This window comes from Streptomyces sp. enrichment culture (assembly GCF_964272855.1).
GTDB lineage: Bacteria > Actinomycetota > Actinomycetes > Streptomycetales > Streptomycetaceae > Streptomyces.
Map to the genome: position 1 here is coordinate 8,279,971 of NZ_OZ186847.1, position 23,811 is coordinate 8,303,781.

The following is a 23,811-nucleotide window of genomic DNA, read 5'->3' on the forward strand; positions in this document are numbered from 1 at the left end:
CTCGTTTCACCTCGGCGGCGCAGGGGCACTCCGCGGTGACGGACGCACGGAAACGAGCGCGAGCGGCGGGAGACGGCTATGGCGGTCCGGCACTGTCTGATCAAGACCAGTCCGCGAACGGTGTGGGCCGTCCTCGCCGACGGGACCCGCTACGCGGACTGGGTGGTGGGCACGACGTCCTCGCGGCCCGTGCGGGGCCGATGGCCGCAGCAGGACGCGGCCATCGGCTACGAGGTGCGGATCGGCCCGGCCACGCTGACCAACGAGACCGTGGTACGGCGTTGCGAGGAGGGCGTCGCACTCGAGCTGGAGGCGAAGGCCGGCTGGCTGGGCACCGCGCGGATCGCCATCGAACTGCGGCCCTGGGGCGAGCACTGCCTGGTGCTGGTGGACGAGCACCCGCTGCGCGGCGCCGGCGGCCGGCTGCACAACGTGGGCGTCGAGGCGCTGATCCAGTTGCGCCACCGCGCCATGCTCGCCCGCCTCGCCCGGCTCTGCGAGGCCACGGCCGGGGCGGAGACCGGAGGGGGCGCGCAGGCGGGGGTGGGCTCCCCCGGAGGCGCTCATGCCTGACGCGGTGGTGATCGGGGCCGGACCCAACGGACTGGTGGCGGCCAATCTGCTGGCCGACGCCGGCTGGAGCGTGACGGTCCTGGAGGAGCAGAACGAGGCGGGCGGCGCCGTGCGCCACGACCAGGGCGTCGATCCCGAGTTCGTCAGCGACCTGTTCAGCTCCTTCTACCCGCTGGCCGCGGCCTCCCCGGTCCTGGCCGGACTGCGTCTGGAGGACCACGGCCTGCGCTGGAGCCACGCGCCGCACGTGCTGGCCCACCCGCTGAGCGACGGCGGCTGCGCCGTCCTCGACCGCGACCTCGGCGTCACCGCGAAGTCCCTGGACGCCTTCGCACCGGGGGACGGCGACGCCTGGCGCCGGCTGCACGAGGTGTGGCAGCGCATCCGCCCCGAGCTGCTGGACGCCCTGTTCACCCCCTTCCCGCCCGTGCGGGCCGGTGCCCGCCTCGCCGTACGGCTGCGCGGCACGGGCGGGCTGCGGCTCGCCCGCAGTCTGCTGCTGCCGGTACGGCGACTGGGCGAGGAGGAGTTCCGCGGCGCGGGCGGCCGGCTGCTGCTCGCGGGGAACGCGCTGCACGCCGATCTGGCACCGGAGGCGGCCGGCAGCGGCGGCTTCGGCTGGCTGATGTCCATGCTCGGACAGACGTACGGGTTTCCCGTGCCGCTGGGCGGCTCGGGCGCCCTCAGCACGGCACTGACCCGGCGGCTGCTCGCCCGGGGCGGCGTCCTGCACTGCGGGCGCAGGGTCGACGAGGTCGTCGTCCGGCGCGGTCGGGCGGTCGGGGTGCGCACGGCCGACGGCGAGGCGTTCGAGGCCCGGCGCGCCGTCCTCGCGGACGTGTCCGCGCCCGCCCTCTACGGCGGCCTCGTCGCTCCGGAGCACCTGCCCGACCAGATACAGGACGACCTGCGGCGCTTCCAGTGGGACTTCGCCACCTTCAAGGTGGACTGGGCGCTCGACGCGCCGGTGCCCTGGACCGCCGAGGAGGCGGCCCGGGCCGGCACCGTGCACCTCGCGGACGGCGTGGACGAGCTGACCAGGTTCGCCGCGCAGATCGCGATGCGGCAGGTGCCCGACCGCCCGTTCGCCCTGTTCGGGCAGATGACGACCGCCGACGCCTCACGCTCGCCGAGGGGCACCGAGTCCGCGTGGGCCTACACCCACGTGCCCGTCGACGTCCGCTCCGACGCGGGCGACGAAGGCCTGACCGGCGCCTGGAGCGCAGCGGAGCAGGAGATCATGGCCGACCGTGTCGAACGCCACGTGGAACGGTTCGCACCCGGATTCCGCTCCGTGATCCGCGCCCGCCGCGTCCTGGCCCCGCCCACGCTGCAGGCGCTCGACGCGAATCTGCACCACGGAGCCATCAACGGCGGCACGACATCCATCCACCAGCAACTCCTCTTCCGCCCGCTCCCCGGCACCGGACGCCCGGAGACCCCCGTCGCCGGGCTGTACCTGGCGTCCGCCAGTGCCCACCCGGGCGGCGGCGTCCACGGCGCTCCCGGCTCCAACGCCGCCCGCGCGGCCCTGCGCCGACGCCTGCCGCCCGGCAGGACACGGGCGCAGCGCATACTGGCCCGCCGCGACCGCACCGGCCGCAAGCTGTGAGCGGCCGGCGCCGACGGCACGGGGAGCGACCGGGGGAGAGCGGCGCGGGCAGACGGGGGGCAGGGAACGGGGGAGAGAGGCCCGGACGGTCCCATGCACTACGGCCCACTCGTGAACCGCACCGTCGTGATCACCGGAGCCGCCCGCGGCCTGGGCGCCGCCCTGGCCCTGGAACTCGCCCGCCGCGGCGCCCGGCTCGCCCTGCTCGGCCACGAGAAGGACGCCCTGGAGGCGGTGGCCCGCTCCCTGCCGGCACCGGCGTCGGCGCTCGTCCATGAGGTCGACATCACCGACGACGCGGGACTGCGCCGCGCCGCCCAGCGGGTACGGGACCGGCTGGGGCCGGCCTCGGTCGTCGTGGCGAACGCGGGGATCGCGGAGGGCGGCCCCTTCGCGACCTCGGACCCCGACCGGTGGCGGCGCGTGATCGACGTCAACCTGACCGGCAGCGCCATGACGGCCCGGACGTTCCTGCCGGACCTGCGGGAGACCGCCGGGTACTACCTCCAGATCGGCTCGCTGGCGTCCTTCGGCGCCGCCCCCATGATGAGTGCCTACTGCGCCTCGAAGTCGGGCGTCGAGGCCTTCGTCCACTCGCTGCGGGCCGAGGAGGCACATCGCGGGGTGGCCGTCGGCATCGCCTACATCAACTGGACGGACACCGACATGATCCGCGACGCCGACCGTTACCCGGTGCTGCGGGAGCTGCGCAACCACATGCCGCCGCCCGCCCGGCGCGTGTACCCGGTGGACCAGACCGCCGCCACGCTGGCCCGGGCCGTGGAACACCGCCGTACCGCCGTGTACGTCCCCGGCTGGCTGCGCCTCGCCCAGGTGACACGCGCGGCGCTGCCACCCGTGGTGCTGCGGGTCTCGCGCCGCCGGCTGCCCTCGCTCGAGGCCCGGATCGCCCTCGACGCCACGGGCCTGCTGGGCGCCGGAGGCCGCGCGGACGAGGCCGCGGCGGGCACGGACGCCGGGCGGGAAGGGGACCGGTGACCGATGCAGACGTTCCTGCCCCACCCCGACTTCCGGCAGACGGCCCTGCTCCTGGACCGCCGCCGCCTGGGCAAGCAGCGGGTCGAGGCACTGCAGGTCCTGCGCGGCCTGACCGTACCCGGCTACGGCTGGCGCCGGCACCCGGCCGTACGGATGTGGTCCGGGTACGAGGAGGCACTCGTGCGGTACGGCCTGGAGATCTGCCGTGTCTGGCGGGAGCAGGGCCACCAGGACAGCTGCGCCGCCTCCCTGGTCGCGGGGCTCGCCGCACACCGGCCGGGCGCCCCGGTGCGCGGCCAGGCGGAGCTGGCGGCCGCCGGCGAGCTGCCGCCCTGGCTCGGCGACGAGGCCTTCCACGAGAGCCACCGCTCGGCGCTCGTCCGCAAGGACCGGGAGACGTACGCCGACCTGTTCCCCGGGGTGCCCGACGACCTGCCCTACGTGTGGCCGCCGTCGGACCGCGAGCCCCGGCACGATCCCACCGACGGGGGCGCCCGCTGAGCAGCCGCTCAGAAGGCGTACCGGACACGCAGCCAGGGCGCGTGGCGGCGGATCAGGGCACGGAGCTCGTCCAGCGCCTCCGCCTTGACGCCGTTGCGGTAGCGGACGTTGAGCGCGCCGTTCTCCGAGCGCTTGGCCTGCTGGAGCTCCGGCCGCCAGAGGACCTCCTCGGCACGCGGATGCCAGCCGAGATTGACCTCGTGCAGTTCACGGTTGTGCGTCAGCATGATCACCTCGGCGGCGGCCTGCCGCTTCACCCGCGTCGGCAGCACGTCGTCCAGGTGCCTCAGCAACTCCCCCCAGGCGTCCTGCCAACCGGGGCGGAGGACCACGGGGGAGAGGTTGAAGTGCACCTCGTACCCGGCGTCCAGGAAGTCCGCGGCGGCGCCGATGCGCTCGGCGACCGGTGAGGTGCGCACGTCGAGCAGCCGGGAGTCGTCCGGCGGCATCAGCGAGAAGCGGATCCGGGTACGGCCGCGCGGGTCGAGCGCCAGCAGGTCCGGATTGACGAACTTGGTGGCGAACGACGCCTTGGCGGTCGGCCACCGCCGGTAGGCGTGCACGAGGTCCGCCGTGTTGTCGCAGATGAGCGCGTCCACCGAGCAGTCGCCGTTCTCACCGATGTCGTAGACCCAGGACTCGGCGTCGCACTGGTTCGGCTCGGTCTTCGGACCCTGCCGCGCGACGTGCCGGGCGAGGTGGGCGATGATCCGGTCGATGTTGGTGAAGACGGTGACGGGGTTGGCGTACCCCTTGCGCCGCGGCACGTAGCAGTAGGCGCAGGCCATGGCGCAGCCGTTCGAGGGGCCGGGGGCGATCCAGTCGGCGGACCGGCCGTTGGGGCGGGTGGTGAGGGTCTTCTTCTCGCCCAGGACCAGCGTCTCCCCCTTGACGCGGACCCAGCGCTCCACGTTGCCCTCGTTGCCGTGCAGTCCGGGGATGCGCCAGTGGGAGTCCACGGTGACCACCCTCGCCTCCGGGAACCGGGCGATGATCTGCCGGCCGCGCGGGGAGGCGGCCGCCGCCGGCTCGGCGTGGATCTCGCGTACCGGCAGCAGACGGCGGGCGGCGGCGGAGTCCCGGAAGGACGGGCCCTCGCCCGTCGACGGAACCGGCGACGCCGGGGCGGGACCGAGCGCGTCCAGGCCGAACAGCGTGCCGGAGTCGGCGTCCGAGGCGGAGGACGGGTGGTGCATGGGTGCTCCGGTGCGGGTGGTGCGAGGGGAGGTGACGGGACGGACCTCTCGCCCCACTCTAGGGGGAGGAGGCGCCATCATGAGACTCATCCCCAGCCTCGACCTCGGCCTCGTCCCGTTGCGGGACCGGGTGGGTGAGGCGATCTTCTCCCGGGTCGCCGGGCCGGAAGGCGCGCGGAACCGTGCTCTCATCCACGGCGCGCCCGGTCCCCGCTGGTTCGGCCCCGACCGGCCGATCCGCAGGGTGCACGGTGACGCCTCGATGTTCATCGGCGGCCTGTCCGCCCTGCTGCTCCAGTCGCTGCACCCCCTGGCCATGGCCGCCGTGGCCGCGCACTCCGGCTTCCGCGGCGACCCCTGGGGGCGACTGCAACGGACCAGCACCTTCCTCGCCGTCACCACCTACGGCCCCGCCGACAGCGCGCAGGCGGCCTGCGACCGCGTCCGGGCCGTCCACCAGCGGGTGCGCGGCACGACCGCCGACGGAATCGCCTACTCCGCCGCGGACCCGCACCTGCTGTGCTGGGTCCACATCGCGGAGGTCGACAGCTTCCTGCGCGCCCACCAGCGCTACGGCGCCCACCCGCTGGACGACGCCGGCTGCGACGGGTACGTCGCCGACATGGCGCGCATCGCGGGCGCGCTCGGCGTACCCGACCCGCCGACCGACCGTGCCGGACTCGCCGAACGGCTCGCCGCCTACCGCCGCGAGCTGCGGGCCACACCCGAGGCGCGCCGCACGGCGCGCTATCTGCTGCTGCGCCCGCCCGTCCCGCTCCTCGCCCGGGTGCCCTACGGCGCCGTCGCCGCCAGCGCCGTCTCGCTCCTGCCGCCCTGGGCCTCCCGGGCGCTGTGGCTGCCGCGCCTCCCGGTCGCCGAGGACCTGTGCGTACGGCCGCTCGGCACGGCGGTGACCGCGGGGATCCGGTGGGCGATCGCCCCGGCCCGGGACACCACGCGCGGCAGCCGCGTCTGAACGGGTCACACACCTTTGCGGCGCCCGTCGTTTTGCTGTCTCTTTGCCGATGGGGAACTCCCGATCCCGGGAAGGCGTTCATCCGACAGAGCGGCGTGATCGACGACCGCGACCGACAGCTGCAAGGGTTTAGGTGGCACCAGTGGCAATGTGGGACCGGATCAAGGACCAGGCGGCCAGAAGTCTTCAGCAGGCCCAGGGTGCTCGCGGGGCGGGCGGAGGGCACGCGGGACCGTTCGGCGGCCAGGGGCACGGCCAGGCGCACGGGCACGGGCCGGGTTCGTCCTCCGGCGGTACCAAGGCCCAGGTGATCGGGCTGTTCAAGTCTCAGCTGGCGTCCGTGAAGACCGAGTTGAAGAGCGGCGCCTACCGGGACGCCAGCATGGCGATGTGCGCGCTCGTGGCCGCGGCCGACGGACAGGTGGAGCCCGCCGAGCGGCAGCGCGTGGAGGAGCTGATCGTCACCAACGAGGTCCTGCAGAACTTCCCGGCGGACCAGCTCCGCCAGCGGTTCAACCAGCACGTGGACCGGCTCCTCACCAACTTCGAGGCGGGCCGGACCGAGGCCCTCCAGGTCATCGCCAAGGCGGCCAAGAAGCCCACCGAGGCCCGCGCGGTCATCCAGACCGGCATCGTCGTCGCCGGTGCGGACGGCCACTTCGACATGAACGAGCAGCACGCGGTCCGCGAGGCGTGCCACGCCCTCGGCATCTCCCCGGCGGAGTTCGGAGTCTGAGGCGTCCGACCGCACACCGACCGTGAGTGCCCGTGGCCGGCCTCCCTCCAGGAGCCGGCCCGGTCCTCGCGATCACCGCCGCGCGACACGCCTGGCCGTGGTGCGCGGGGAGCGGGGCCGACGGGGCTGAGGATGGCGGGGACGGGGGTGGGTCGTCTTCATCATGCCGGAGGACCGCCACGGTGGACTTCTTGTTGTCCGTCCTGTTCGCGCTGGCCGCCGCGTTCAGCAACGCCCTGGCCACGGTCCTTCAGCGCAAGGCCGCTCTGACCGTGCCCTGGTCCGGCAGCCTGCGGGCCGGGCTGATGCTCGATCTGGTGCGGCGCCCCGTATGGCTCGTGGGCATCCTCGCCGTGATCACCGCTGCGGTCTGCCAGGCCGTCGCACTCGCGACCGGGCCGCTGACGATCGTGCAGCCCTTGCTCGTGCTCGAACTGCCGCTCGCTCTGGTGCTCGGCACGGTACTGCTGCGAGGGCGGCTGTCCCGCCGCGGCTGGGTGGCGGTCTGCGCGGTGGTGACCGGACTCGCCCTCGCGCTGGTCGCCGCGGCACCGGACGACAACCTCACCCATGTGCCGATGGACCGGTGGATCCCGGCCCTCGCCGTCTGCGTGGCCGCGCTCGCCGGGCTCGTGGCCGCCGGGCTGCGCCGGCCGGAAGGGCGCGCCCGTGCTGCTTGCTTCGGGCTGGCCACCGCCGTCTCGTACGCGGTGACGGCGGCGCTGCTGAAGACATCGATGCACACACTCGACGACGACGGCCTCGCCGCCTTCCTCGCCACCTGGACCACCTACGGCTTCGCCCTGTTCGGAGCGTGCGCGCTGTTCTTCCTGCAGAACGCGATGCAGGCCGGACCGCTCGTCGCGTCCCAGCCCGCGATCACGCTGGGCGACGCGTTCGTGAGCCTGGCGCTCGGCATCACGCTCTACGCCGAGGACGTGCGAACCGGCTGGTGGCTCCTGCCCCAGCTGCTGGGCGTCGCCTTGATCGCCGCAGGCGTCCTCACCCTCTCGCGGCTGCCCCTCGCCCGCACGCTGGCCGGCGGGGAACCCTCCGGCACCGGAGTTCAAGGGTCCGCGGACACGGACAGCTGATCGGGAAGCGGCCGCCAGGACCTCTTCCGGGGCGGCCACCCGAAGTGATGGTTTGGTTCCTCGTGCGGGTGAGATCGGCGGCCCTTCCTCGTGGGTTCCGCGACGCTTTTCCCTGCAACGCCGGACCGCCCGGCATGCGTTCTGCGACAAGGAGCAGCGCGTTGACGCTTCGTCATTCCCTGGTGAGCGCCCTCAGCGGCATCGTTCTGGGACTCGGCCTGTCGGTGGCCACCGCCCCCGGCGCGGCCGCGGACCCCTGCGGGTTCTACGAGACCGGGTCCGACGCCTACTACAACCACTGCACCAGTGACGGCTCCCACGTCGTCATCGAGGTGGAGGTCTGGGGCCCGAACTACGAACAGTGCGTGGGTCCCGGCCGCACCTGGCTCGGCTCCGCGAGCAAGATCGACGGCGCGTTCTACACCGGGCGAACCTGCTGACAGCGTGCCGTCGCGACCCGGGCGGGAACCTCGCCGGTTCCCGCCCGGGCGCCGGAGGGCGGCCATTGGCGCTTCTTGACGCTCCATGAGAATCACATTCCGTGACACCCTGGTGACGTGACCAGTGAAGCTGACGGCGATTCGCACGGGGAAGCGCGCTTCTCCAGTCACCGCGGCCGGCGCCTCGCCGCCGCGGCGGGGCCTGAGCCGCTGACGGTGGGCGTGGAGGAGGAATACCTCCTGGTGGACCCGCTGACCAGGAGAGTGAGCCCACAGGCGCCCAAGGTCGTGGCGCAGGCCTCCTCCCTGGGACTGGGTGACCGGGTCGGTCCCGAACTGACCCGGTATCAGGTCGAGATCCGAAGCGATCCGCACACCGTCATGGAAGAACTCCACGAACAGATCCGGTCCACGCGGGCCGTCGTCGCGGCCGCCGCCGCCCGGCACGGCCTGAACATCATCTCCAGCGGCGCCCCCGTTCTCGGCCGGCCGACGGCTCCCCCCGTCATCTCCGAGGGAGAGCGCTACGCCCGCAGCCTGGCCACCTTCCGCGCGCTGGACGACGATCAGACGGCATGCGCCTGCCACGTACACATCGGCGTGCCCGACCTGGCCGTCGCGCTCGAAGTCAGCAACCATCTGCGGGTCTGGCTTCCGGCACTGATCGCCCTGTCCGCCAACAGCCCCTACTGGATGGGACGGGACACCGGCTACGCCAGCTGGCGCACCATGGCCCTGGCACGCTGGCCGGTCGCCGGACCGCCGCCGCACTTCGAGTCGCCCGCGCACTTCGAGGACCTCGTCGGCTCCGTCATGGAGGCCGGCGCCGTCATGGACCGGGGCGGCCTGTACTGGGACATCCGGCCTTCGGACCATGTGCCGACCCTGGAGGTGCGGGTGGCCGACGCCGCCGCCACAGCCGACGACACCGTCCTGGTCGCCGCACTCGTGAGAGCCATGGTCGCCACGGCGCTCAGCGTGATCGACGCGGGCGAGCCGGCACCCCGCCCGCAGCCCGAACTCCTGCGCGCGGCCTGCTGGCGCGCCGCCCGCGACGGCCTGGCCGGCTCCAGCGCCGACCTCCCCGCCGGCCGGCTCGTCCCCGCGACCGTACGGGTCGAGCGGCTGCTGACGTGGGTTCGCCCCGCGCTGCGGCGCCTCGGTGATCTGGACTTGGTGACCGCGGGATGGACGCGCCTGCGCACCGGCGGCAACGGCGCCGACCGCCAACGCGCCGCCTACCGGCGCCGCGCCAGCCTCACCGACGTCGTCGACCACCTGCTCGCCGCCGGGACGGCCTGATGAAGCCGGTGAGGGCCGTCAGGTACCGGCGGGCGTCACATGCATGGACCACACATCGCCCACCTGGTGTTCGTCCGGGTCGTGGTCGCCGGAACCATAGGGATCGGCGTCCGCGATGATGTATATGCGTGCGCCGGACTCCGTCACCGAGTACCGGCGCACATGGTCGGTCCGGTCCTGTGTTTCGATGCGTCGGACGGTGCGGCCCATCGACAGGATGACGGCTCGCAGCTCCTCGTACCCGACCCGGGGCCGGAAGGCGCCGTACCTGTGCGACAGCCGCTTGGGGACGATGGTCGCGGACCGGTCGTGGATCAGCCGGTGGATCTGCACGCCGAAGCCGGTGCATGCCATCGCGCGGTCACCCGTGGGCATGAACGTCACCTCGACGAGGCCGTAGTCCCGCCGCAGGAACCCGCGGCCGGGAACATCGAGGAAGTCCGCTCCGACGGCGGACTCCCACGCGGCGGGGGAGGAACCGAGCCCCGCCCCGAGCACGTCGCGGTGAGCGGCGACATGGGCGTAGAAGTCCAGGTCGGACACTCGTCGGCTCCCTCGGTCTGATGATCTGTCCGAGGCGACCCTACGACAGGGCCCGGCCCGGCCGCTGACGGGCGGCGAGCAACGCGACGTCGTCTTCGTACGCGCCGTGCGACAGCCGGGCCAGGAGGGTGTCGAGCATGTCCTCCAGCGGGCCCTCCGTGGGAAGCCGCAGATCGGTGAGGGCGTGCAGCTGCGTGTCGATGTCCGTGCCGCGCTGCTCCACCAGCCCGTCGGTGAACAGCAGCAGCACCGTGCCGGGCTCGGTCGGGACGGTGACGGCCCCGTAGTCCCCGAGTTCGGCCCCGAGGGGTGGTCCGGCCGGGAGCCACAGCACCTCCGAGGCGCCCCCGGGGTGAACGGCGACCGGCGGGAGGTGCCCGGCGGTGGCGGCGGTACAGGTTCCGGCCTGAGGATCCATCAGCACCAGAAGGCAGGTGGCGACGCGATCGAGGCCGATGTGCGTCACCCGGCGGTCGACCTCGCCGAGGATCTCGTCGACGGGCAGGTCGGAGGCGGCGACGGTACGCAACAGGGAGCGGTACTGGCTCATCGTGACGGCCGCCTGGAAGCCGTGGCCCATCACGTCGCCCATCACCAGCAGGGTGCGGCCGCCGGACAGGGCGATCGAGTCGAACCAGTCACCGCCGACGAGGGCGCTGCGGCCGGCGGGCAGATAGCGGGTGGCGACCTCCAGGCCGGCATGGGGGCTGCCCGGCTCGGACAGCAGGGCACGCTGCAACTCCAGTGCCATGGTGTGCTCGTGGGTGTACCGGCGCGCGCTGTCGATGGCGACGGCCGCTCGTCCCGCCACGCCCTGGGCCGTGACGACGTCGTCCTCGTCGAACGGCGCCGACGCACCGGCCCGCCCCAGGATCACGACACCGACGCAGCGTCCCGTGGTGGGCAGCGGGACGATGAGGAGCGAGTGGACGCCGGCCGCGCGGAAGATCCTGACCCGCTCCGGGTCCAGCGTCACCTTCTCGAACAGCTCGTCCGTCGCGAGATTGCCGAGCCACGGCCGCCCGGTGTCCATGCACCGCCGTGGGACCGAGGTCCGCGGGACGTCCAGGTACTCGTCCGGCCCGCCCAGATGGCGCAACTGCCATCTCAGCTCCGGCGGGGCCGAGAGCGCCGTCTTGCGCAGCCGCAGCATCCCTGGAGCAGGCGTACCGCGGAACTCGTCCTCGACGATCCCGACCGCGGCGACGTCGGCCATCGAGGGCGCCAGGAAGTCGGCCAGCTCCTCGCACGTGCTCTCGATGTCGAGCGTGGTTCCGATCCGAGTGGCCGCGATGTCCAGCAGCGCGAGCCGCTGGTGCGCGTTCTCGAGGTCGTCCAGGTACCGGCGCAGGTTGCTGACCTCGACGCCGATCCCGCACACGGCGAGGTTCCGGTCACTGGTCCGCACCCGGTGGAAGACCCCACGCCACAGCCTGCGGCCCAGGTGAGAGGGGACACGCGTGGTGCCCGTCACGGTCACCTCGCGGGGCTGCCCGTCCTCCAGCACCTTCACCAGTACGTCGTCGGGCCAGGAGACGTCGGGCAGCACCTCGCCCAGCGGCCGGCCCAGGAACGCCGCTGCGGGGACCCCGCTGACCTGGACCCACGCGGGATTGACGTAGAGATAGCGAAGCCGCTCGTCGAGCATCATCACGGGGGCCAGGGTCTCTTCGACGATCCGGCGCAGCAGTCCGCAGTCGCACTCCCCGTCCAGCAGGTCGCCCACAGTGCTCGGCGCCTGTCGTGGACGGCCCTGGATGCCGGGCAGCAGCCACGACGGCGGCGGTCGTTCAGCGGCCACCTGTTTCCCTCTTCTGATCGCTGTCCTGACCTGGACGACTTTTCATCCCATCCTGGATCAGAGAGGGGCGTACCGCATATCGAGGACCACGGACCGGCGTCGGTCAGTGGTGATCCGCGTGGCACGCGGGGTCCAGCGACACCGTGGCCGTGACGTCCTTCCCCGTCGCCCGTAATGTCGTCTCCAGTCCGAGGCTCAGGGAGCGCACCAGGCGCAGTCCGTGCCCGCCGACCCGGCTGGGGTCGCGGGGCTGGAGCCGGGGCGGCCTGGGGGAGGTGTCCCGGACGGTTATCCGCAGCGATCGGCCGTCGGGGCTGACGTTCAGCATCAGGGCGCAGGGGCCCGGGGCGTGCCGGACGGCGTTGGTGACGAGTTCGCTGACCACGAGGCAGGCGTCCTCGGCCGCCCGTCCGCTCGGAGGCCGGTCGATCCGTTTCAGCAGATCGACGACGGCACGGCGCGCCTCGGCGACGTCGGGGACCGTGGGGTTCCAGGTACAGGTCAGGTCGAAGCGGGGGTGCTGGTCCGCCGTCCGGACACCCGTCGCCTGCTGCTCGAGCGAGTTCTCCATGCAGGGTTCCTCGTGTGCGGGTCGTGGCTCTTTCGTCTACGCGGATCGCCGTGCCGTCCTTTCCGCATACCCCGGACTTGGCGAGGCAGTGCCCTCAGTGCCCCCAGTGACATCACCCGGCGGCATAGCACGTGGACTTGCGGGTAGGCGCCGACAGAACAGCCGGAATCTCGGGATGGGCGGACGATGACGACCTCGGTGACGACTGACATGGGCGCGAAGACGCTTCCGGGGCTGGAGAACCCTGCCCAGGTGGCCCCGCAGGACGCCAGGGCACTCACCCGGCTGTTCCTGGAGCGCCTGGCCGTACTGGAGGAAGGCACCGCCGAGCACCAGTACGCGCGCAACACGCTGATCGAGATGAACCTGTCGCTGGTCCGGTTCGCGGCCGGACGGTTCCGCGGCCGGGGCCAGGACGAGATGGAGGACATCGTCCAGGTCGGGGTGATCGGACTGATCAAGGCCATCGACCGGTTCGAGGTGTCCCGCGAGGTCGAGTTCACCACCTTCGCGATCCCGTACATCGTGGGCGAGATCAAGCGGTTCTTCCGGGACACCTCCTGGGCCGTGCACGTGCCCCGCCGCCTTCAGGAGGCACGTGTCCAACTCGCCCGAGCCACCGAGGAACTCACCGGCCGACTGGGCCGCACCCCGACCGTGCGGGAGCTCTCCCAGCTGATGAGCCTGCCCGAGGAGGAGGTCGTCGAGGCCATGCTGGCCTCCAACGGCTACACGTCCGCCTCGCTGGACGCGGCCATAGGGCAGGGCGAGGAAGGGGAGGCCGCCCTCGCCGACTTCGTCGGCACCGAGGAGGCGGCGTTCGACCTCGTCGAGGACATCCACGCACTGGCTCCGCGCATCACCGAACTGGACGAACGTGACCGCCTTCTGCTGCACCTGCGCTTCGTCGAGGAACGGACGCAGGCGGAGATCGGTGAGCGCCTCGGCGTCTCCCAGATGCATGTCTCACGTCTGCTCAGCAGGCTGCTCGCCCGGCTGCGGGCGGACCTGCTGCCAAGGTCGTGAGCGAGTCGGCGGCCGGTCCGTCGGCGCCCGGACGGCCCGTCGGCTCCGGTGCGCCGACGGCGTGTACGGCGTCCCGTCGACGCCGCGAACTCCGTCGCCGACCCCGCCCGGGTCCGTGATCTCATCGCCTGCGCCCGGGGTCGATGACGATGGCGGGGGTACCCCGGGCATCATGTGGGTGATTGGTGAAGATCCGTTCGCCGTTCGGGATTCGGTCGACCGTCGTGAGGCGGCAACCGGCGGACGGCGAACGGCGGTTACGGGGCGGGGAAGGTCGGGACGATGGTGACGTCGCAGGCTCGTGCTGCCGAGCTGATGAGAGCGGCTCGGGTGGGAGCCGAGGCGGAATGGGAACGGCCGGAGCCGTCGGTCCTCCTCGTGGAGGACGACCCGGGTGACGCCTTGCTGGTGGAGGAACTGGTCGCCGACAGCGCCCTCAAGATGCGCCTGCGCTGGGTCCGGTCGCTGACCGAGGCCGCCCAGGCGCTCGCGACGGAGGTGCCCGACTGCGTCCTGCTCGATCTGCACCTGTCGGACGCCCAGGGCCTGGAGGCGGTCTCCCTGCTCCAGGCGCACGCCGAACAGGTGGCGGTCGTCGTCCTCACCGGGCTCGCCGAGGAGGAGACCGGCCTCGCCGCGGTCGCGGCCGGCGCACAGGACTACCTGGTCAAGGGCCGGGTCGAGCCGGAACTGTTCGGGCGGGCGGTGCGTTACGCGATCCAGCGCAAGCAGGCCGAACAGGCGGCGGTCGCCCTCCAGGCCAGTCAGATGCAGGCACAGGAGAACGCCCGCCTGGAACGAGGGCTGCTGCCCCGCCCGCTGCTGCGCGCCGAGGGCGTCGACGTCGTGGCCCGCTACCGGCCCGGCCGCGCGCAGGCCCTGCTGGGCGGGGACTTCTACGACATCGTGCAGAGCGCCGACGGCACCGTCCACGCGCTGGTCGGCGACGTCTCCGGACACGGGCCGGACGAGGCGGCGCTGGGCGTGGCCCTGCGGATCGCCTGGCGCACCCTGGTGCTCAGCGGCATCGCCGGTTCCGAGCAGATGACCCGGCTGGAGGAGCTGCTGGTGGCCGAGCGGGCCCGCGAGGAGGTCTTCGCCACCCTCGTCAGCCTGGCCGCCGTACCGGGTGAACAACGCGCCCATGTCGTACGGGCGGGCCACCACGGGCTGCTCCGGCGCGGCGGCGACGACGTGGAGTGGGTCGAGGTGCCCGGCGGGCCGGCCCTGGGCATGCTGCCCGGCGGCGCGCACTGGCCGATGGCCGAACTGCCGGTGCCGAGGGGGGACTCGGTGGTCCTCTTCACCGACGGACTCTTCGAGGGGCATGTGAGCCGCGGCCCCCAGCGCCTGGGGGAGGAGGGCTTGCTGGCCCTCGCTCGCAAGGCGGCCGGGCTGCCGCCCGAGGCGTTCGTGGACCGTCTGATCGAAAGGGCCGAGGAACTGGCCGAGGAGCGGGGCGGCCTGGCCGACGACGTGGCCGTCGTTCACCTGAGCTGGAACTGAACGCGCCGGCACTGGCATTGAACACATCCGCGCTGGAACTGACCGAGTCTGAGCTGTAAATGAGCGAGTGGGACGAGTGGTGGCTGGGAACACGATGACGGACCTGCGAAGCGGCATGTGGAGCGGCCGCAGACTGACGGTGCAGGGGTGGTTCTACCTCGTGCTCGCGCTCATGACGCTGCTCGTCGTGGTCGGCACCGTCATCGGCACGAATCTGCTGATCCGCACCGCGGAGGTGACGGACCGTCTGATCCGGCACGTCCAGCCGGCCCAGACCGAGGCGTACCGGCTCCAGGCCGCCCTGCTGGACCAGGAGACCGGCATCCGCGGCTACGCGATCACCGCCGACAAGCAGTTCCTCACCCCCTACACCGAGGGCAAGCGGGACGAGGACAGGGCCGCCGCCCGACTGCGCACGCTCATCGGTGACCGGCCCGAGTTGCTCGCCGACCTGCGTGCCGTGGAGAAGCAGACCGCGGACTGGCGACGCGTCTACGCCGAACCCCTCGCCGCCTCCGTCACGCCCGGCGAACCGGAGGCGTTCGACCAGCAGGCGGTCGAACGCGGCAAGACGGAGTTCGACGAGGTGCGTCACCGGCTCGACGAACAGAGCGACCGGCTGACCGAGACGGTCCGGGACGGCCAGGACCGCCTCGCCCACGAGCGGACCGTGCGCAACTCGGTGCTGGCCGGCCTGGTGGCCGCCTTCCTGCTGACCGGAGTGGCACTCGCCGTCCTGGTCCGGCTCCTCGTCACCCGCCCCCTGGAGGCGCTGCGCACCGCGTCGCGGCGCGTCGCGGGCGGTGACTTCTCCTACGTCATCACCGGCGGCGGCCCCGTCGACCTGTCCACGCTGGCGCGTGACGTGGAAGGCATGCGCAGACGGATCGTGGCAGAACTCGAGGCCTCCCGCCGCCAGCAGGAGATACTCGCCAGTCAGGCCGCCGACCTGAACGCGCAGGCCGTGGAACTGCGCCGGTCCAACGTCGAACTGGAGCAGTTCGCCTACGTCGCCTCCCACGACCTCCAGGAGCCGCTGCGCAAGGTCGCGTCGTTCTGCCAGCTGCTGGAGAAGCGCTACGGGGACCAACTGGACGACCGCGGCCTGCAGTACATCGAGTTCGCCGTCGACGGCGCCAAGCGCATGCAGGTGCTCATCAACGACCTGCTGACCTTCTCCCGCGTCGGACGCCTCAACGACGCGCGGGTGCCCGTCTCCCTGGACCAGGTGCTGGACAAGGCCCTGGCGAACCTGGTCGCCGCCGTCGAGGAGTCCGGGGCCCGCGTCGACCGCCCGGACCGTATGCCCGAGGTCGTCGGGGACCCCACCCTGCTGACCATGCTCTGGCAGAACCTGGTCGGCAACGCCCTCAAGTTCCGCCGCCCCGAGGCCGCCCCGCACGTCACCATCACCTGCGGCCCCGACCCGGACGACGAGGGCAGCCTGCGCATCGGCGTCACCGACAACGGCATCGGCATCCCGGCGGAGTTTGCGGAGAAGGTCTTCGTCATCTTCCAGCGGCTGCACAGCCGGGATGCCTACGGTGGTACGGGCATCGGTCTGGCACTGTCCAAGAAGATCGTGGAACACCATGGTGGCAGGATCTGGATCGACACGGACTACACGGGCGGAACCCGCTTCTGCTTGACTCTTCGGGTCACCGCCGACACTCCGGCCCCGACGGCCGGCACGCGCACTGAGGAAAAGGCCCTGACATGACCACCCCCGCCGCCACCCCCATCGACGTCCTCCTCGTGGAGGACGACCCGGGCGACGAGCTGATGACCCGCGAGGCGTTCGAGGACAACAAGATCGGCAACACGCTTCACGTCGTCAGGGACGGTGAGGAGGCCCTGGACTTCCTCTACCGGCGCGGCGACCACACCGAGGCGCCGAGGCCCGATCTCATCCTGCTCGACCTGAACCTGCCCAAGTACGACGGTCGTCAGGTCCTGGAGAGGATCAAGTCCGACCCGGACCTCGCCCACATCCCCGTGGTCGTCCTCACCACCTCGGCGGCCGAGGAGGACATCCTGCGCAGCTACAAGCTGCACGCCAACGCCTACGTCACCAAGCCGGTGGACCTTGACCAGTTCATCGCCGCGGTCCGCCAGATCGACGACTTCTTCGTCCAGGTCGTCCGGCTGCCCGGCCGCACCATGTGACACGGCGGCTGCTACCGTTCGAGGCGGCGTGACAGACACGCGATCACCGGACCAGGGAGGTTGATGAATATGGCTGCCGTCGGCCGTCATCGGCATGCCCTCGTCCGGTCCGCGTGACAGCGAAGCGCGGTCCGGGTCATCCCGACGACCAGGAGAGACACATGTCTTCCGCTTCCTCGTCCTCATCCACGTCCGCCGACCTGCTGACCGGCCGTCTCGTGCTACGGCCCTGGACCACCGGCGAGATCACCGCGGTCCTCGACGGCACCAGGTCCGAGCGGTGGGCGGACGATTTCCCCGCCGAGGGCGACCGCGTGATCGCCGGCCTGCTGGGCGAACACCCCGCCTGGCTCGGCGCGTTCGGCCACCGTCTGATCGTCGAGCGCCACACCGGCTTGGTGGTGGGCTCGATCGGCTTGTTCTGGCCGCCCGGTGACGGCGTGGTCGAGATCGGCTACGGCGTCGTGGCCTCCCGCCGGGGCCGGGGCTACGCCACCGAGGCCACCCGGGCCCTGACGGAGTTCGCGCTCACCTCGCCGGACGTCCACACCGTCTCCGCCGACGTGGAACTCTCCAACCCGTCCTCCGTCCGGGTGCTGGAGAAGGCCGGCTTCCGCCGCTGGACCACCGACGAGAACAAGGCCGGCTACCGGGCGGTGGCCGCGGATCGCTGACGGTTTCGCTCCCCGAGGGGTCCTGAAGGAAACTCCTTCAGGACCCCTCGGGGTCAGTGGGGTCAGTCGCCCCCGCCGCCGCCACCTCCGCAGGACGATCCGCCGCCGCAGGACCAGCCGCCCCCGCAGCCGCCTCCGCCGCCACCGCTCCCCCAGGAACGGCCCTTGCGAGAGGACCGGCGGCCGCCACGTACCGCCGAGACGGCCACCGCGATCAGGACGATGGCCAGGATCGCCACGAACTCCATGTTCCGTACCCCCGTTGTCGTGCGTGGTGACATTGTGCGTGGGGGATGCCCCGTGTGATCACCTGACCAAGCCTCATTTGAGCAACTTCAGAGCTTGGACCTGGGCGCTTCCCCACCACCGGGCACCGCGAGCTCTTTTGTGAAGGTGACGGGAGGGGCATGAGGTGATACCGAGCCGCGTTGGTGCGGCGGACGCACGATTGGAAGACTGTGATCATGGATGTCGCTCGCAGGAACAACGTCACCGTCACCGGCGATCCGCAGGGCCCGACGGTGGTGCTGGCCCACGGGTTCGGTTGCGACCAGAACATGTGGCGACTGACCTTGCCGGCCCTGGTGGAGGACCACCGCGTCGTCCTCTTCGACTACGTGGGGTCGGGCCGCTCCGAGCCGTCCGCGTTCTCCGAGGAGCGCTATGGCTCCCTGGACGGGTACGCCCGCGACGTGGTGGAGATCTGCGAAGCGTTCGACCTGCGCGACACGACGTTCGTCGGGCACTCCGTCAGCGCGATGATCGGCGTCCTGGCCGCCGACATGGCTCCGGAACGGATCGGCGCGCTGGTGATGGTCGCCCCGTCTCCGCGGTACATCGACGACGACGGCTACCGGGGCGGATTCAGCGCGCAGGACATCGACGAGCTGCTGGACTCGCTGGAGGCCAACTACCTGGGCTGGTCGGCGGCGATGGCACCGGTGATCACGGGGAACGCGGACCGCCCCGAACTCGGTGAGGAACTGAGGAACAGCTTCTGCGCCACCGACCCGGACATGGCGCGGGTCTTCGCCCGCACCACGTTCCTGTCGGACTCGCGGGACGACCTGAAGCGCGTGAGCGTGCCGACGCTCGTACTGGAGTGCACCGAAGACGCCATCGCACCCCGGGAGGTCGGTGCCTTCGTGCACCGGGCGATCCCCGGCTCGAGCCTGGTCACTCTCGACGCGACCGGGCACTGTCCCCACCTGTCCGCACCCGAGGCCACCAACGCGGCGATCACGGCCTTCCTCACGGGCCTGCGATGATGTGCCGCACCGGGCAGCAGCCCGAGCCGAGCGACGCCGACGACGAGAAGGCCGCGGACGCGGCCTTCGCCGCGCTCCTGGAGGACAGCGCGGAGGAACTGTACGAGGGCGCTCCATGCGGATATCTGTCCACACTGATGGACGGCACCATCGCGAAGATCAACGCCACCCTGCTGGGCTGGCTCGGTCTGGAGCGGAAGGCGGTGCTGGGCCGCATGCGGTTCACGGACCTGCTGCCCGTGGGCGGCAAGCTGTATCACGAGACGCACTTCGCGCCGCTGCTGCGGATGCAGGGCGAGATCACCGGCATCGCCCTGGAGCTCAAACAGGCCGACGGCGGCCGGATTCCCGTACTGGTCTCCTCCGTGGTCAAGAAAGGCAGCACCGGCGAGTCGCTGCTGATCCGCACCACCGTCTTCGACGCCCGGGACCGCCGCGCCTACGAGGAAGAACTCCTGCGCGGCCGTCAGGCGGCCGAGGAAGCACGCAAACGGGCGGAGGCCGACCGCGCCCGGCTGCAGGACGCCCTCGCCGTGCTCCAGCAGTCGCTGCTGCCCGACAGCCTGCCGCCGCTGCCCGGAATGGAGACGGCCGCCTACTACCACACCGCGTCCCCCGACCGGCTCGGCGGCGACTTCTACGACGTCTTCCCCATCGACGGCAAGCGCTTCGGGTTCTTCCTCGGCGACGTCTGCGGCAAGGGGCCCCAGGCCGCCGCGGTCACCTCACTGACCCGCTACACCCTGCGGGCCGCCGCCCTGCACGACCCCGACCCCGTCTCAGTCCTGTCCACCCTCAACAAAGTGCTGCACGAGCGCTACACGGGCACCGGCGACCCGCGCTACTGCACCGCCGTCTTCGGCACGGTCGAACCCGATCCCGCGACCGGGCAGGCCGCCGTCCACCTCGCCTCGGGAGGCCACCCCCCGGTCCTCGTCCTGCGCGCCGACGGCACCGCCGAATTCCTGCCCACCCCGGGCGGCCTCCTCGTCGGCATACTGCCTGCCGCACCCTTCACCGCCGCCACCACCGTCCTCACCGCCGGGGACACCCTCCTGCTCTACACCGACGGCCTCACCGAAGCGCGCACCGGCGCGGAACACACCGGCCTGTACGGCGAGGAGGCCCTGCTCTCCTTCGTCGCCGGCCACGCCGGAAAGCCCCCGCACGACATCGTCCACGCCCTGACCGACCTGCTGCGCGGTTTCGGCGACGGACTCGACGACGACACCGCCCTCCTCGCCCTCGGCGTTCCCACCCCCGGCCCCCGGACGAATGACGAATGACGAGCCCGCTGAAGATCACCACTCGAGACGCCGTCACCGGTCCCGTACTGGAGATCACCGGCGAACTCGACTACGCCAACGCCGGCGAACTGCGTGAACTGCTCGCCACCGTCCCCCTGCGGCCAGGGGCGCGTCTCGTGCTGGACCTGGACGGCATGGAGTTCTGCGACTCCAGCGGCATCAGCGCCCTGATCGCCGCCCACAACCAGGCCCGAGCCGCCCAGGCGGACTTCGCACTCGCCGCCGTCCCCGACAACACCCTGCGCGTCCTGCGAGTCGTCGGCCTCGACCAGGTCCTCACGCTGTACCGCGACAGCGACACCGCCACTCGCCCCTGACCCGGCAGGTGAGGGGGACCGGGGCAGCGGTGGCGGCTCGGGGTTCGCGCCTCCGTTGGGATCACTGATGGGGGCCTTACCAGTGATTCACACCGGGTTCGCGCACGCCGTACGTATCGCGGCGGGTACGCCGTCCCCGCGGAAGACGGCCCAGCGATGCTTGAGGAGATCAGCCATGTACACAGTGGTCCGGCGGTACGAAGGGGTGACCGATCCGGCTGAGGCGGGACGCCTGGTGAAAGAGGAGTTCGTGCCGCTCGTCCGGCAGGTCCAGGGTTTCGTCGCCTATTACTGGGTCGATGCCGGGGACGGGGTGATGGTGTCGATGGGTGTCTTCCAGGAACGGTCCGGAGCCGAGGAGTCGACCGAGAGGGCGAGGGACTTCGTACGGGACCGCCTCGCCGCTCTGCTCCCCAACCCGCCCCAGATCACGGCCGGCGAAGTCGTGGCGCACTCGTAGCGGCGGTCAGCGGCTCCGCGTTCTCGACAAGCGCCTCTCGTCCACGCCGTCACCGATGATCACCGAGGGGGCGTCTCGCCGATCATGCCGGGCTCGCGGCGCCTGGCACCGCGCCTCGCCGCGTTGTCGTCGGTCCCCGATGCGCCGCATCGGCTCCCTCCTCCGCCTTGCGATGCACGGCACCAGACGCCGCTCCCTGATCCGGCCTGATCGACGAGACACCCCCTAGGGCCTGTCCGGCGGATCACGCCGGACAGGCACGTGGTCCCGAGGACGGCTCAGCGCTTGAGCGTGAAGGTGAAGTCGCCGCAGAGCCTGCCGCTCAGCCGGACAGCCGACACGAGTTTGCCCTCCATGACCAGTCTCTCGACCTCGGCCCGCGAGAGCCGGCAACCCTCGGCGATCAGGCGCACCGGCCGGACGGGGATGCGGGCCGCGAAGCGGACCGAGACGTCGATCACCTCGCGGTCCAGGTGATCCGAGCCGCCGGTGTCGAGACGCCAGGCGTCGTCCCAGTCGAGGGCGATGCGATTACGGCGCTGCACGCCGGGATCCTGGAGCAGCTCCGCTGTCAGGCCGAGGTCGTTGTCGTGCAGCCGGTCCAGCAGCTCAGGCCGTACGGAGCGCACATTTGTCCGCTCCAGGAGGGTGAGCTTCGCCGTCGCCCCGCAAGCGGTGCAGAGCACGAGGAGCCAGGCGTCGATGAGCTTGTGGTTCGCGTTGACGCGGAACTTGCCGCTCGCCCGGAAGCGATCGGAACCGCACGCGTGGCAGCGGCGGCGTACGAGCGGGAGGCAGGTGGGCGCGACAACCCAGGTACTGAGCACAGAAGTACACCGGTTTCTGTGAGAAATCCGCAGCAGAAAGGAGCGCGGCGCAGATGCGCGACGCGCGACAGATCAGCGCTCGGGAGGTCTCACAGGGTGTACAACGGCACGTCCTCGTCTAGACGACTCGGTCCGGCAGCACGGTAATGGCGCACAGCGGCGCCGCTCCACTGGTTTTCGGGCGCGCGGGGCGCGGCACGTGAGGTTCGGCGACCTGCCCCGGTCAGCCCAGCGACGAGAACAGCCGGTCGGCTCCCAGCAGCCCCAGCGTCGTCCCGATGGCATTGGCGCACAGGAAGAGCGTGTTCTGTCCCACGGACAACGGTTCGGCCTCGGGATCGGCCGTGAGCGCCCTGAGGCGGTCCCGGCCGAGGCCCCACACCATTCCCCGTACTCCGACAGGCCTGCGGAAGGCCAGGAGAGCCCCCACGGCGCCGAGGCTCGCAGCCGCGCCGCCCAGGGGAGCGCCCGCCGCGAACGACTCCACGGCGCCCGCGGCCAGGAGAAGCGGGATGACGAGGCGGTACGCCTCGTGCCCCCGGCGGTACGGGCGGAAGACGACCCAGTTCAGGAACAGGAGGCAGGCCACGGAAGCGGGCATCGCCACGAGGGCCGCGAAGATGTGCGCGGTCTGCTTCCCGGAACACGTGACGCCGTAGCGCGATCCGCAGCCTCCGGTGATCGCCATGTCCCGGTAGATCAGGTACAGCGTCCCCAGCAGGACAGCCGCGACACCGGCGCACACCGCCATGGCCACGTACGTGCCGAACGTCGGTCGCGTAGGCACCGTTCGGACCGGCATACCAGGCCCCTCCGCTCAAGAACGGGGCCGACCCAGCCCCCCACCCCTGGCTGACGATCATTAAGCCAGCCGAGCGACGCGATGTCGACAGCCGGCCCGCCGACCACGTCACCGGTCAGGAGGGCGCTGCGTAGCAGGAGGCGATCGCGGCGGCGCGGTCGCGCAGGGACGTGCGCAGCCACTGCGGGGCCAGGGCCTCCGCGTCCGTGGTGAGTTGCCACAGCACCCACTCGGCGTGCCGTGAATCCTGGAAGGTCACCTCCAGCCGCAGCCGGCCGTCCGCGTCGGGTTCCTCGGCGCGGACGGCCAGTGCGGTGCTCACCAGTTCCTCCCGCCGCGCAGGGTTCACCCGTACCAGGACGGTGACCTGGTCGCTGTCGGACAGGAATCGCGCACAGCGTTCCCGCCAGATCCGGTCCAGATCGGCCCGGTCCGGTCGCTGTGCCGGTTCGGGAAGTTCCTCGGCCGCCAGCACCCGCGACAGCCGGTAGGTGCGGTCCGCGCCGTCTCTCGTGGCCAGCAGGTAGACCCGGTCGCGTACGGTGACCAGGCCGATCGGGTCCACGGTGCGCCACCGCGGACTCTGGCCCGTGGCCGCGTAGTGGATGCGCAGCTTGTGGCCGGAGAGCACCGCGCGCCGCACTTCCACCATTGTGGTGTCGGGCAGTTCCTCGGTGACCAGGCGGTGTGAGAGCAGGTCGGTCTCCGGGTCGACGAGCAATCGCCGGGCGGCGTCGCTCGCGGCGGCCCGGTGGCTCTCCGGCAGCGCGTCGACCACCTTGCGCATGGCCGAAGCGAGCGCGGAACCGAGGCCGAACACCTGCTCACCGCGCCCCGTTCCGGCGACCAGCAGGGCAAGGGCCTCGTCGTGGTTCAGGCCGGTGAGATCGGTCTGGAAGTCGGGCAGCAACGCGAAACCGCCACGCCGGCCGCGTTCGGCGTAGACCGGGACGCCTGCCGCGGACAGCGCCTCGATGTCACGCAGCACGGTACGAGTGGACACCTCCAGCTCGCGGGCCAGCGCGGCGGCGGTCATCCGACCGCGCTGACGCAGCAGCAGCACCAACGAGATCAACCGGTCGGCACGCATGCGAAAACGTTAGCGAAATACATG

At 71.7% G+C, this 23,811-nt stretch carries 25 protein-coding genes; 18 read left to right on the forward strand and 7 right to left on the reverse strand.

Going from position 1 to position 23,811, the window contains the following annotated elements; all coding sequences use genetic code 11:
- Window positions 1-78 precede the first annotated feature (78 nt).
- The 4 genes from ACSU6L_RS36965 (at window position 79) to ACSU6L_RS36980 (ending at window position 3,685) form a co-directional block, all read left to right on the forward strand.
- Window positions 79-573, forward strand: a complete 495-nt coding sequence (locus ACSU6L_RS36965) for an SRPBCC family protein (RefSeq protein ID WP_437064053.1) — start codon at window positions 79-81, stop codon at window positions 571-573.
- Window positions 566-2,185 (forward strand): phytoene desaturase family protein, encoded by a 1,620-nt coding sequence (locus ACSU6L_RS36970; RefSeq protein ID WP_437064054.1) that lies wholly within the window; start codon window positions 566-568, stop codon window positions 2,183-2,185. Before ACSU6L_RS36965 ends, ACSU6L_RS36970 begins: the two co-directional genes overlap by 8 nt.
- Window positions 2,186-2,278: 93 nt before the next feature.
- Window positions 2,279-3,184 (forward strand): SDR family oxidoreductase, encoded by a 906-nt coding sequence (locus tag ACSU6L_RS36975; protein WP_437064055.1) that lies wholly within the window; start codon window positions 2,279-2,281, stop codon window positions 3,182-3,184.
- 3 nt (window positions 3,185-3,187) lie between these two features.
- Window positions 3,188-3,685, forward strand: coding sequence for an MSMEG_6728 family protein (locus ACSU6L_RS36980; RefSeq protein ID WP_437064056.1), 498 nt, complete (start codon window positions 3,188-3,190; stop codon window positions 3,683-3,685).
- 8 nt (window positions 3,686-3,693) lie between these two features.
- On the opposite strand, the gene ACSU6L_RS36985 is transcribed toward ACSU6L_RS36980, so the two are convergent.
- On the reverse strand, window positions 3,694-4,881 hold the full coding sequence (locus ACSU6L_RS36985; protein ID WP_437064057.1) for a spore photoproduct lyase family protein: 1,188 nt from the start codon (window positions 4,879-4,881) through the stop codon (window positions 3,694-3,696).
- 79 nt (window positions 4,882-4,960) lie between these two features.
- On the opposite strand from ACSU6L_RS36985, the gene ACSU6L_RS36990 reads away from it, so the two are divergent.
- The 5 genes from ACSU6L_RS36990 (at window position 4,961) to ACSU6L_RS37010 (ending at window position 9,429) form a co-directional block, all read left to right on the forward strand.
- Window positions 4,961-5,857 carry an oxygenase MpaB family protein gene (locus ACSU6L_RS36990; RefSeq protein ID WP_437064058.1) on the forward strand — a complete coding sequence of 299 codons (897 nt, stop codon included), beginning with the start codon at window positions 4,961-4,963 and terminating at the stop codon, window positions 5,855-5,857.
- Window positions 5,858-5,999: 142 nt separating this feature from the next.
- Window positions 6,000-6,593, forward strand: a complete 594-nt coding sequence (locus ACSU6L_RS36995; protein WP_437064059.1) for a tellurite resistance TerB family protein — start codon at window positions 6,000-6,002, stop codon at window positions 6,591-6,593.
- Window positions 6,594-6,775: 182 nt separating this feature from the next.
- Window positions 6,776-7,687 (forward strand): DMT family transporter, encoded by a 912-nt coding sequence (locus tag ACSU6L_RS37000; RefSeq protein ID WP_437064060.1) that lies wholly within the window; start codon window positions 6,776-6,778, stop codon window positions 7,685-7,687.
- Window positions 7,688-7,848: 161 nt separating this feature from the next.
- A complete protein-coding gene (locus ACSU6L_RS37005; protein WP_073943994.1) occupies window positions 7,849-8,127 on the forward strand; it encodes a DUF6355 family natural product biosynthesis protein in 279 nt (92 codons plus the stop codon).
- A gap of 117 nt (window positions 8,128-8,244) precedes the next feature.
- On the forward strand, window positions 8,245-9,429 hold the full coding sequence (locus tag ACSU6L_RS37010) for a carboxylate-amine ligase (RefSeq protein ID WP_437064061.1): 1,185 nt from the start codon (window positions 8,245-8,247) through the stop codon (window positions 9,427-9,429).
- 18 nt (window positions 9,430-9,447) lie between these two features.
- On the opposite strand, the gene ACSU6L_RS37015 is transcribed toward ACSU6L_RS37010, so the two are convergent.
- The 3 genes from ACSU6L_RS37015 to ACSU6L_RS37025 all read right to left on the reverse strand — a co-directional run bounded on the left by ACSU6L_RS37015 (window position 9,448) and on the right by ACSU6L_RS37025 (window position 12,344).
- Window positions 9,448-9,972: a hypothetical protein gene (locus tag ACSU6L_RS37015; RefSeq protein WP_437064062.1), complete on the reverse strand. Its 525-nt coding sequence runs from the start codon at window positions 9,970-9,972 to the stop codon at window positions 9,448-9,450.
- A gap of 40 nt (window positions 9,973-10,012) precedes the next feature.
- On the reverse strand, window positions 10,013-11,773 hold the full coding sequence (locus ACSU6L_RS37020) for a SpoIIE family protein phosphatase (protein ID WP_437064063.1): 1,761 nt from the start codon (window positions 11,771-11,773) through the stop codon (window positions 10,013-10,015).
- Between the two features lie 103 nt (window positions 11,774-11,876).
- Window positions 11,877-12,344: an ATP-binding protein gene (locus ACSU6L_RS37025; protein ID WP_437064064.1), complete on the reverse strand. Its 468-nt coding sequence runs from the start codon at window positions 12,342-12,344 to the stop codon at window positions 11,877-11,879.
- A gap of 186 nt (window positions 12,345-12,530) precedes the next feature.
- Between ACSU6L_RS37025 and ACSU6L_RS37030 the strand changes: the two genes are divergently transcribed.
- From ACSU6L_RS37030 to ACSU6L_RS37070, 9 genes are all read left to right on the forward strand, one after another.
- Complete coding sequence (locus tag ACSU6L_RS37030; protein ID WP_437064065.1) at window positions 12,531-13,370, forward strand: SigB/SigF/SigG family RNA polymerase sigma factor; 840 nt, start codon at window positions 12,531-12,533, stop codon at window positions 13,368-13,370.
- Window positions 13,371-13,652: 282 nt separating this feature from the next.
- A complete protein-coding gene (locus ACSU6L_RS37035) occupies window positions 13,653-14,876 on the forward strand; it encodes a PP2C family protein-serine/threonine phosphatase (protein WP_437064066.1) in 1,224 nt (407 codons plus the stop codon).
- Window positions 14,877-14,970: 94 nt separating this feature from the next.
- Window positions 14,971-16,596 (forward strand): sensor histidine kinase, encoded by a 1,626-nt coding sequence (locus tag ACSU6L_RS37040; protein ID WP_437064067.1) that lies wholly within the window; start codon window positions 14,971-14,973, stop codon window positions 16,594-16,596.
- Window positions 16,593-17,042 (forward strand): response regulator, encoded by a 450-nt coding sequence (locus ACSU6L_RS37045; RefSeq protein ID WP_437064068.1) that lies wholly within the window; start codon window positions 16,593-16,595, stop codon window positions 17,040-17,042. The genes ACSU6L_RS37040 and ACSU6L_RS37045 overlap by 4 nt, the downstream gene beginning before the upstream one ends.
- Before the next feature lie 161 nt (window positions 17,043-17,203).
- Window positions 17,204-17,716, forward strand: coding sequence for a GNAT family N-acetyltransferase (locus tag ACSU6L_RS37050; RefSeq protein ID WP_437064069.1), 513 nt, complete (start codon window positions 17,204-17,206; stop codon window positions 17,714-17,716).
- 464 nt (window positions 17,717-18,180) lie between these two features.
- Window positions 18,181-18,984, forward strand: coding sequence for an alpha/beta fold hydrolase (locus ACSU6L_RS37055; RefSeq protein WP_437064070.1), 804 nt, complete (start codon window positions 18,181-18,183; stop codon window positions 18,982-18,984).
- Window positions 18,984-20,270 carry a PP2C family protein-serine/threonine phosphatase gene (locus ACSU6L_RS37060; RefSeq protein ID WP_437065180.1) on the forward strand — a complete coding sequence of 429 codons (1,287 nt, stop codon included), beginning with the start codon at window positions 18,984-18,986 and terminating at the stop codon, window positions 20,268-20,270. The genes ACSU6L_RS37055 and ACSU6L_RS37060 overlap by 1 nt, the downstream gene beginning before the upstream one ends.
- Window positions 20,267-20,608 (forward strand): STAS domain-containing protein, encoded by a 342-nt coding sequence (locus ACSU6L_RS37065; RefSeq protein ID WP_437064071.1) that lies wholly within the window; start codon window positions 20,267-20,269, stop codon window positions 20,606-20,608. Before ACSU6L_RS37060 ends, ACSU6L_RS37065 begins: the two co-directional genes overlap by 4 nt.
- 175 nt (window positions 20,609-20,783) lie before the next feature.
- Window positions 20,784-21,068 carry a hypothetical protein gene (locus ACSU6L_RS37070; RefSeq protein ID WP_437064072.1) on the forward strand — a complete coding sequence of 95 codons (285 nt, stop codon included), beginning with the start codon at window positions 20,784-20,786 and terminating at the stop codon, window positions 21,066-21,068.
- Between the two features lie 278 nt (window positions 21,069-21,346).
- Here ACSU6L_RS37070 and ACSU6L_RS37075 read toward each other — a convergent pair whose 3' ends face one another.
- From ACSU6L_RS37075 to ACSU6L_RS37085, 3 genes are all read right to left on the reverse strand, one after another.
- Window positions 21,347-21,895, reverse strand: coding sequence for a DUF1062 domain-containing protein (locus ACSU6L_RS37075; protein WP_437064073.1), 549 nt, complete (start codon window positions 21,893-21,895; stop codon window positions 21,347-21,349).
- Between the two features lie 223 nt (window positions 21,896-22,118).
- A complete protein-coding gene (locus ACSU6L_RS37080) occupies window positions 22,119-22,682 on the reverse strand; it encodes a hypothetical protein (protein WP_437064074.1) in 564 nt (187 codons plus the stop codon).
- 130 nt (window positions 22,683-22,812) lie between these two features.
- Complete coding sequence (locus ACSU6L_RS37085; RefSeq protein WP_437064075.1) at window positions 22,813-23,787, reverse strand: helix-turn-helix transcriptional regulator; 975 nt, start codon at window positions 23,785-23,787, stop codon at window positions 22,813-22,815.
- Window positions 23,788-23,811: the final 24 nt, after the last annotated feature.

What these genes read in the sequence shown, in the direction of transcription:
- ACSU6L_RS36965 (WP_437064053.1), top strand. Translation starts at nt 79, where the DNA reads ATGGCGGTCCGGCACTGTCTGATCAAGACCAGTCCGCGAACGGTGTGG.
- ACSU6L_RS36970 (WP_437064054.1), top strand. Translation starts at nt 566, where the DNA reads ATGCCTGACGCGGTGGTGATCGGGGCCGGACCCAACGGACTGGTGGCG.
- ACSU6L_RS36975 (WP_437064055.1), top strand. Translation starts at nt 2,279, where the DNA reads ATGCACTACGGCCCACTCGTGAACCGCACCGTCGTGATCACCGGAGCC.
- ACSU6L_RS36980 (WP_437064056.1), top strand. Translation starts at nt 3,188, where the DNA reads ATGCAGACGTTCCTGCCCCACCCCGACTTCCGGCAGACGGCCCTGCTC.
- ACSU6L_RS36985 (WP_437064057.1), bottom strand. Translation starts at nt 4,881, where the DNA reads ATGCACCACCCGTCCTCCGCCTCGGACGCCGACTCCGGCACGCTGTTC.
- ACSU6L_RS36990 (WP_437064058.1), top strand. Translation starts at nt 4,961, where the DNA reads ATGAGACTCATCCCCAGCCTCGACCTCGGCCTCGTCCCGTTGCGGGAC.
- ACSU6L_RS37025 (WP_437064064.1), bottom strand. Translation starts at nt 12,344, where the DNA reads ATGGAGAACTCGCTCGAGCAGCAGGCGACGGGTGTCCGGACGGCGGAC.
- ACSU6L_RS37030 (WP_437064065.1), top strand. Translation starts at nt 12,531, where the DNA reads ATGACGACCTCGGTGACGACTGACATGGGCGCGAAGACGCTTCCGGGG.
- ACSU6L_RS37035 (WP_437064066.1), top strand. Translation starts at nt 13,653, where the DNA reads ATGGTGACGTCGCAGGCTCGTGCTGCCGAGCTGATGAGAGCGGCTCGG.
- ACSU6L_RS37040 (WP_437064067.1), top strand. Translation starts at nt 14,971, where the DNA reads ATGACGGACCTGCGAAGCGGCATGTGGAGCGGCCGCAGACTGACGGTG.
- ACSU6L_RS37045 (WP_437064068.1), top strand. Translation starts at nt 16,593, where the DNA reads ATGACCACCCCCGCCGCCACCCCCATCGACGTCCTCCTCGTGGAGGAC.
- ACSU6L_RS37050 (WP_437064069.1), top strand. Translation starts at nt 17,204, where the DNA reads ATGTCTTCCGCTTCCTCGTCCTCATCCACGTCCGCCGACCTGCTGACC.
- ACSU6L_RS37055 (WP_437064070.1), top strand. Translation starts at nt 18,181, where the DNA reads ATGGATGTCGCTCGCAGGAACAACGTCACCGTCACCGGCGATCCGCAG.
- ACSU6L_RS37060 (WP_437065180.1), top strand. Translation starts at nt 18,984, where the DNA reads ATGTGCCGCACCGGGCAGCAGCCCGAGCCGAGCGACGCCGACGACGAG.
- ACSU6L_RS37065 (WP_437064071.1), top strand. Translation starts at nt 20,267, where the DNA reads ATGACGAGCCCGCTGAAGATCACCACTCGAGACGCCGTCACCGGTCCC.
- ACSU6L_RS37070 (WP_437064072.1), top strand. Translation starts at nt 20,784, where the DNA reads ATGTACACAGTGGTCCGGCGGTACGAAGGGGTGACCGATCCGGCTGAG.
- ACSU6L_RS37085 (WP_437064075.1), bottom strand. Translation starts at nt 23,787, where the DNA reads ATGCGTGCCGACCGGTTGATCTCGTTGGTGCTGCTGCTGCGTCAGCGC.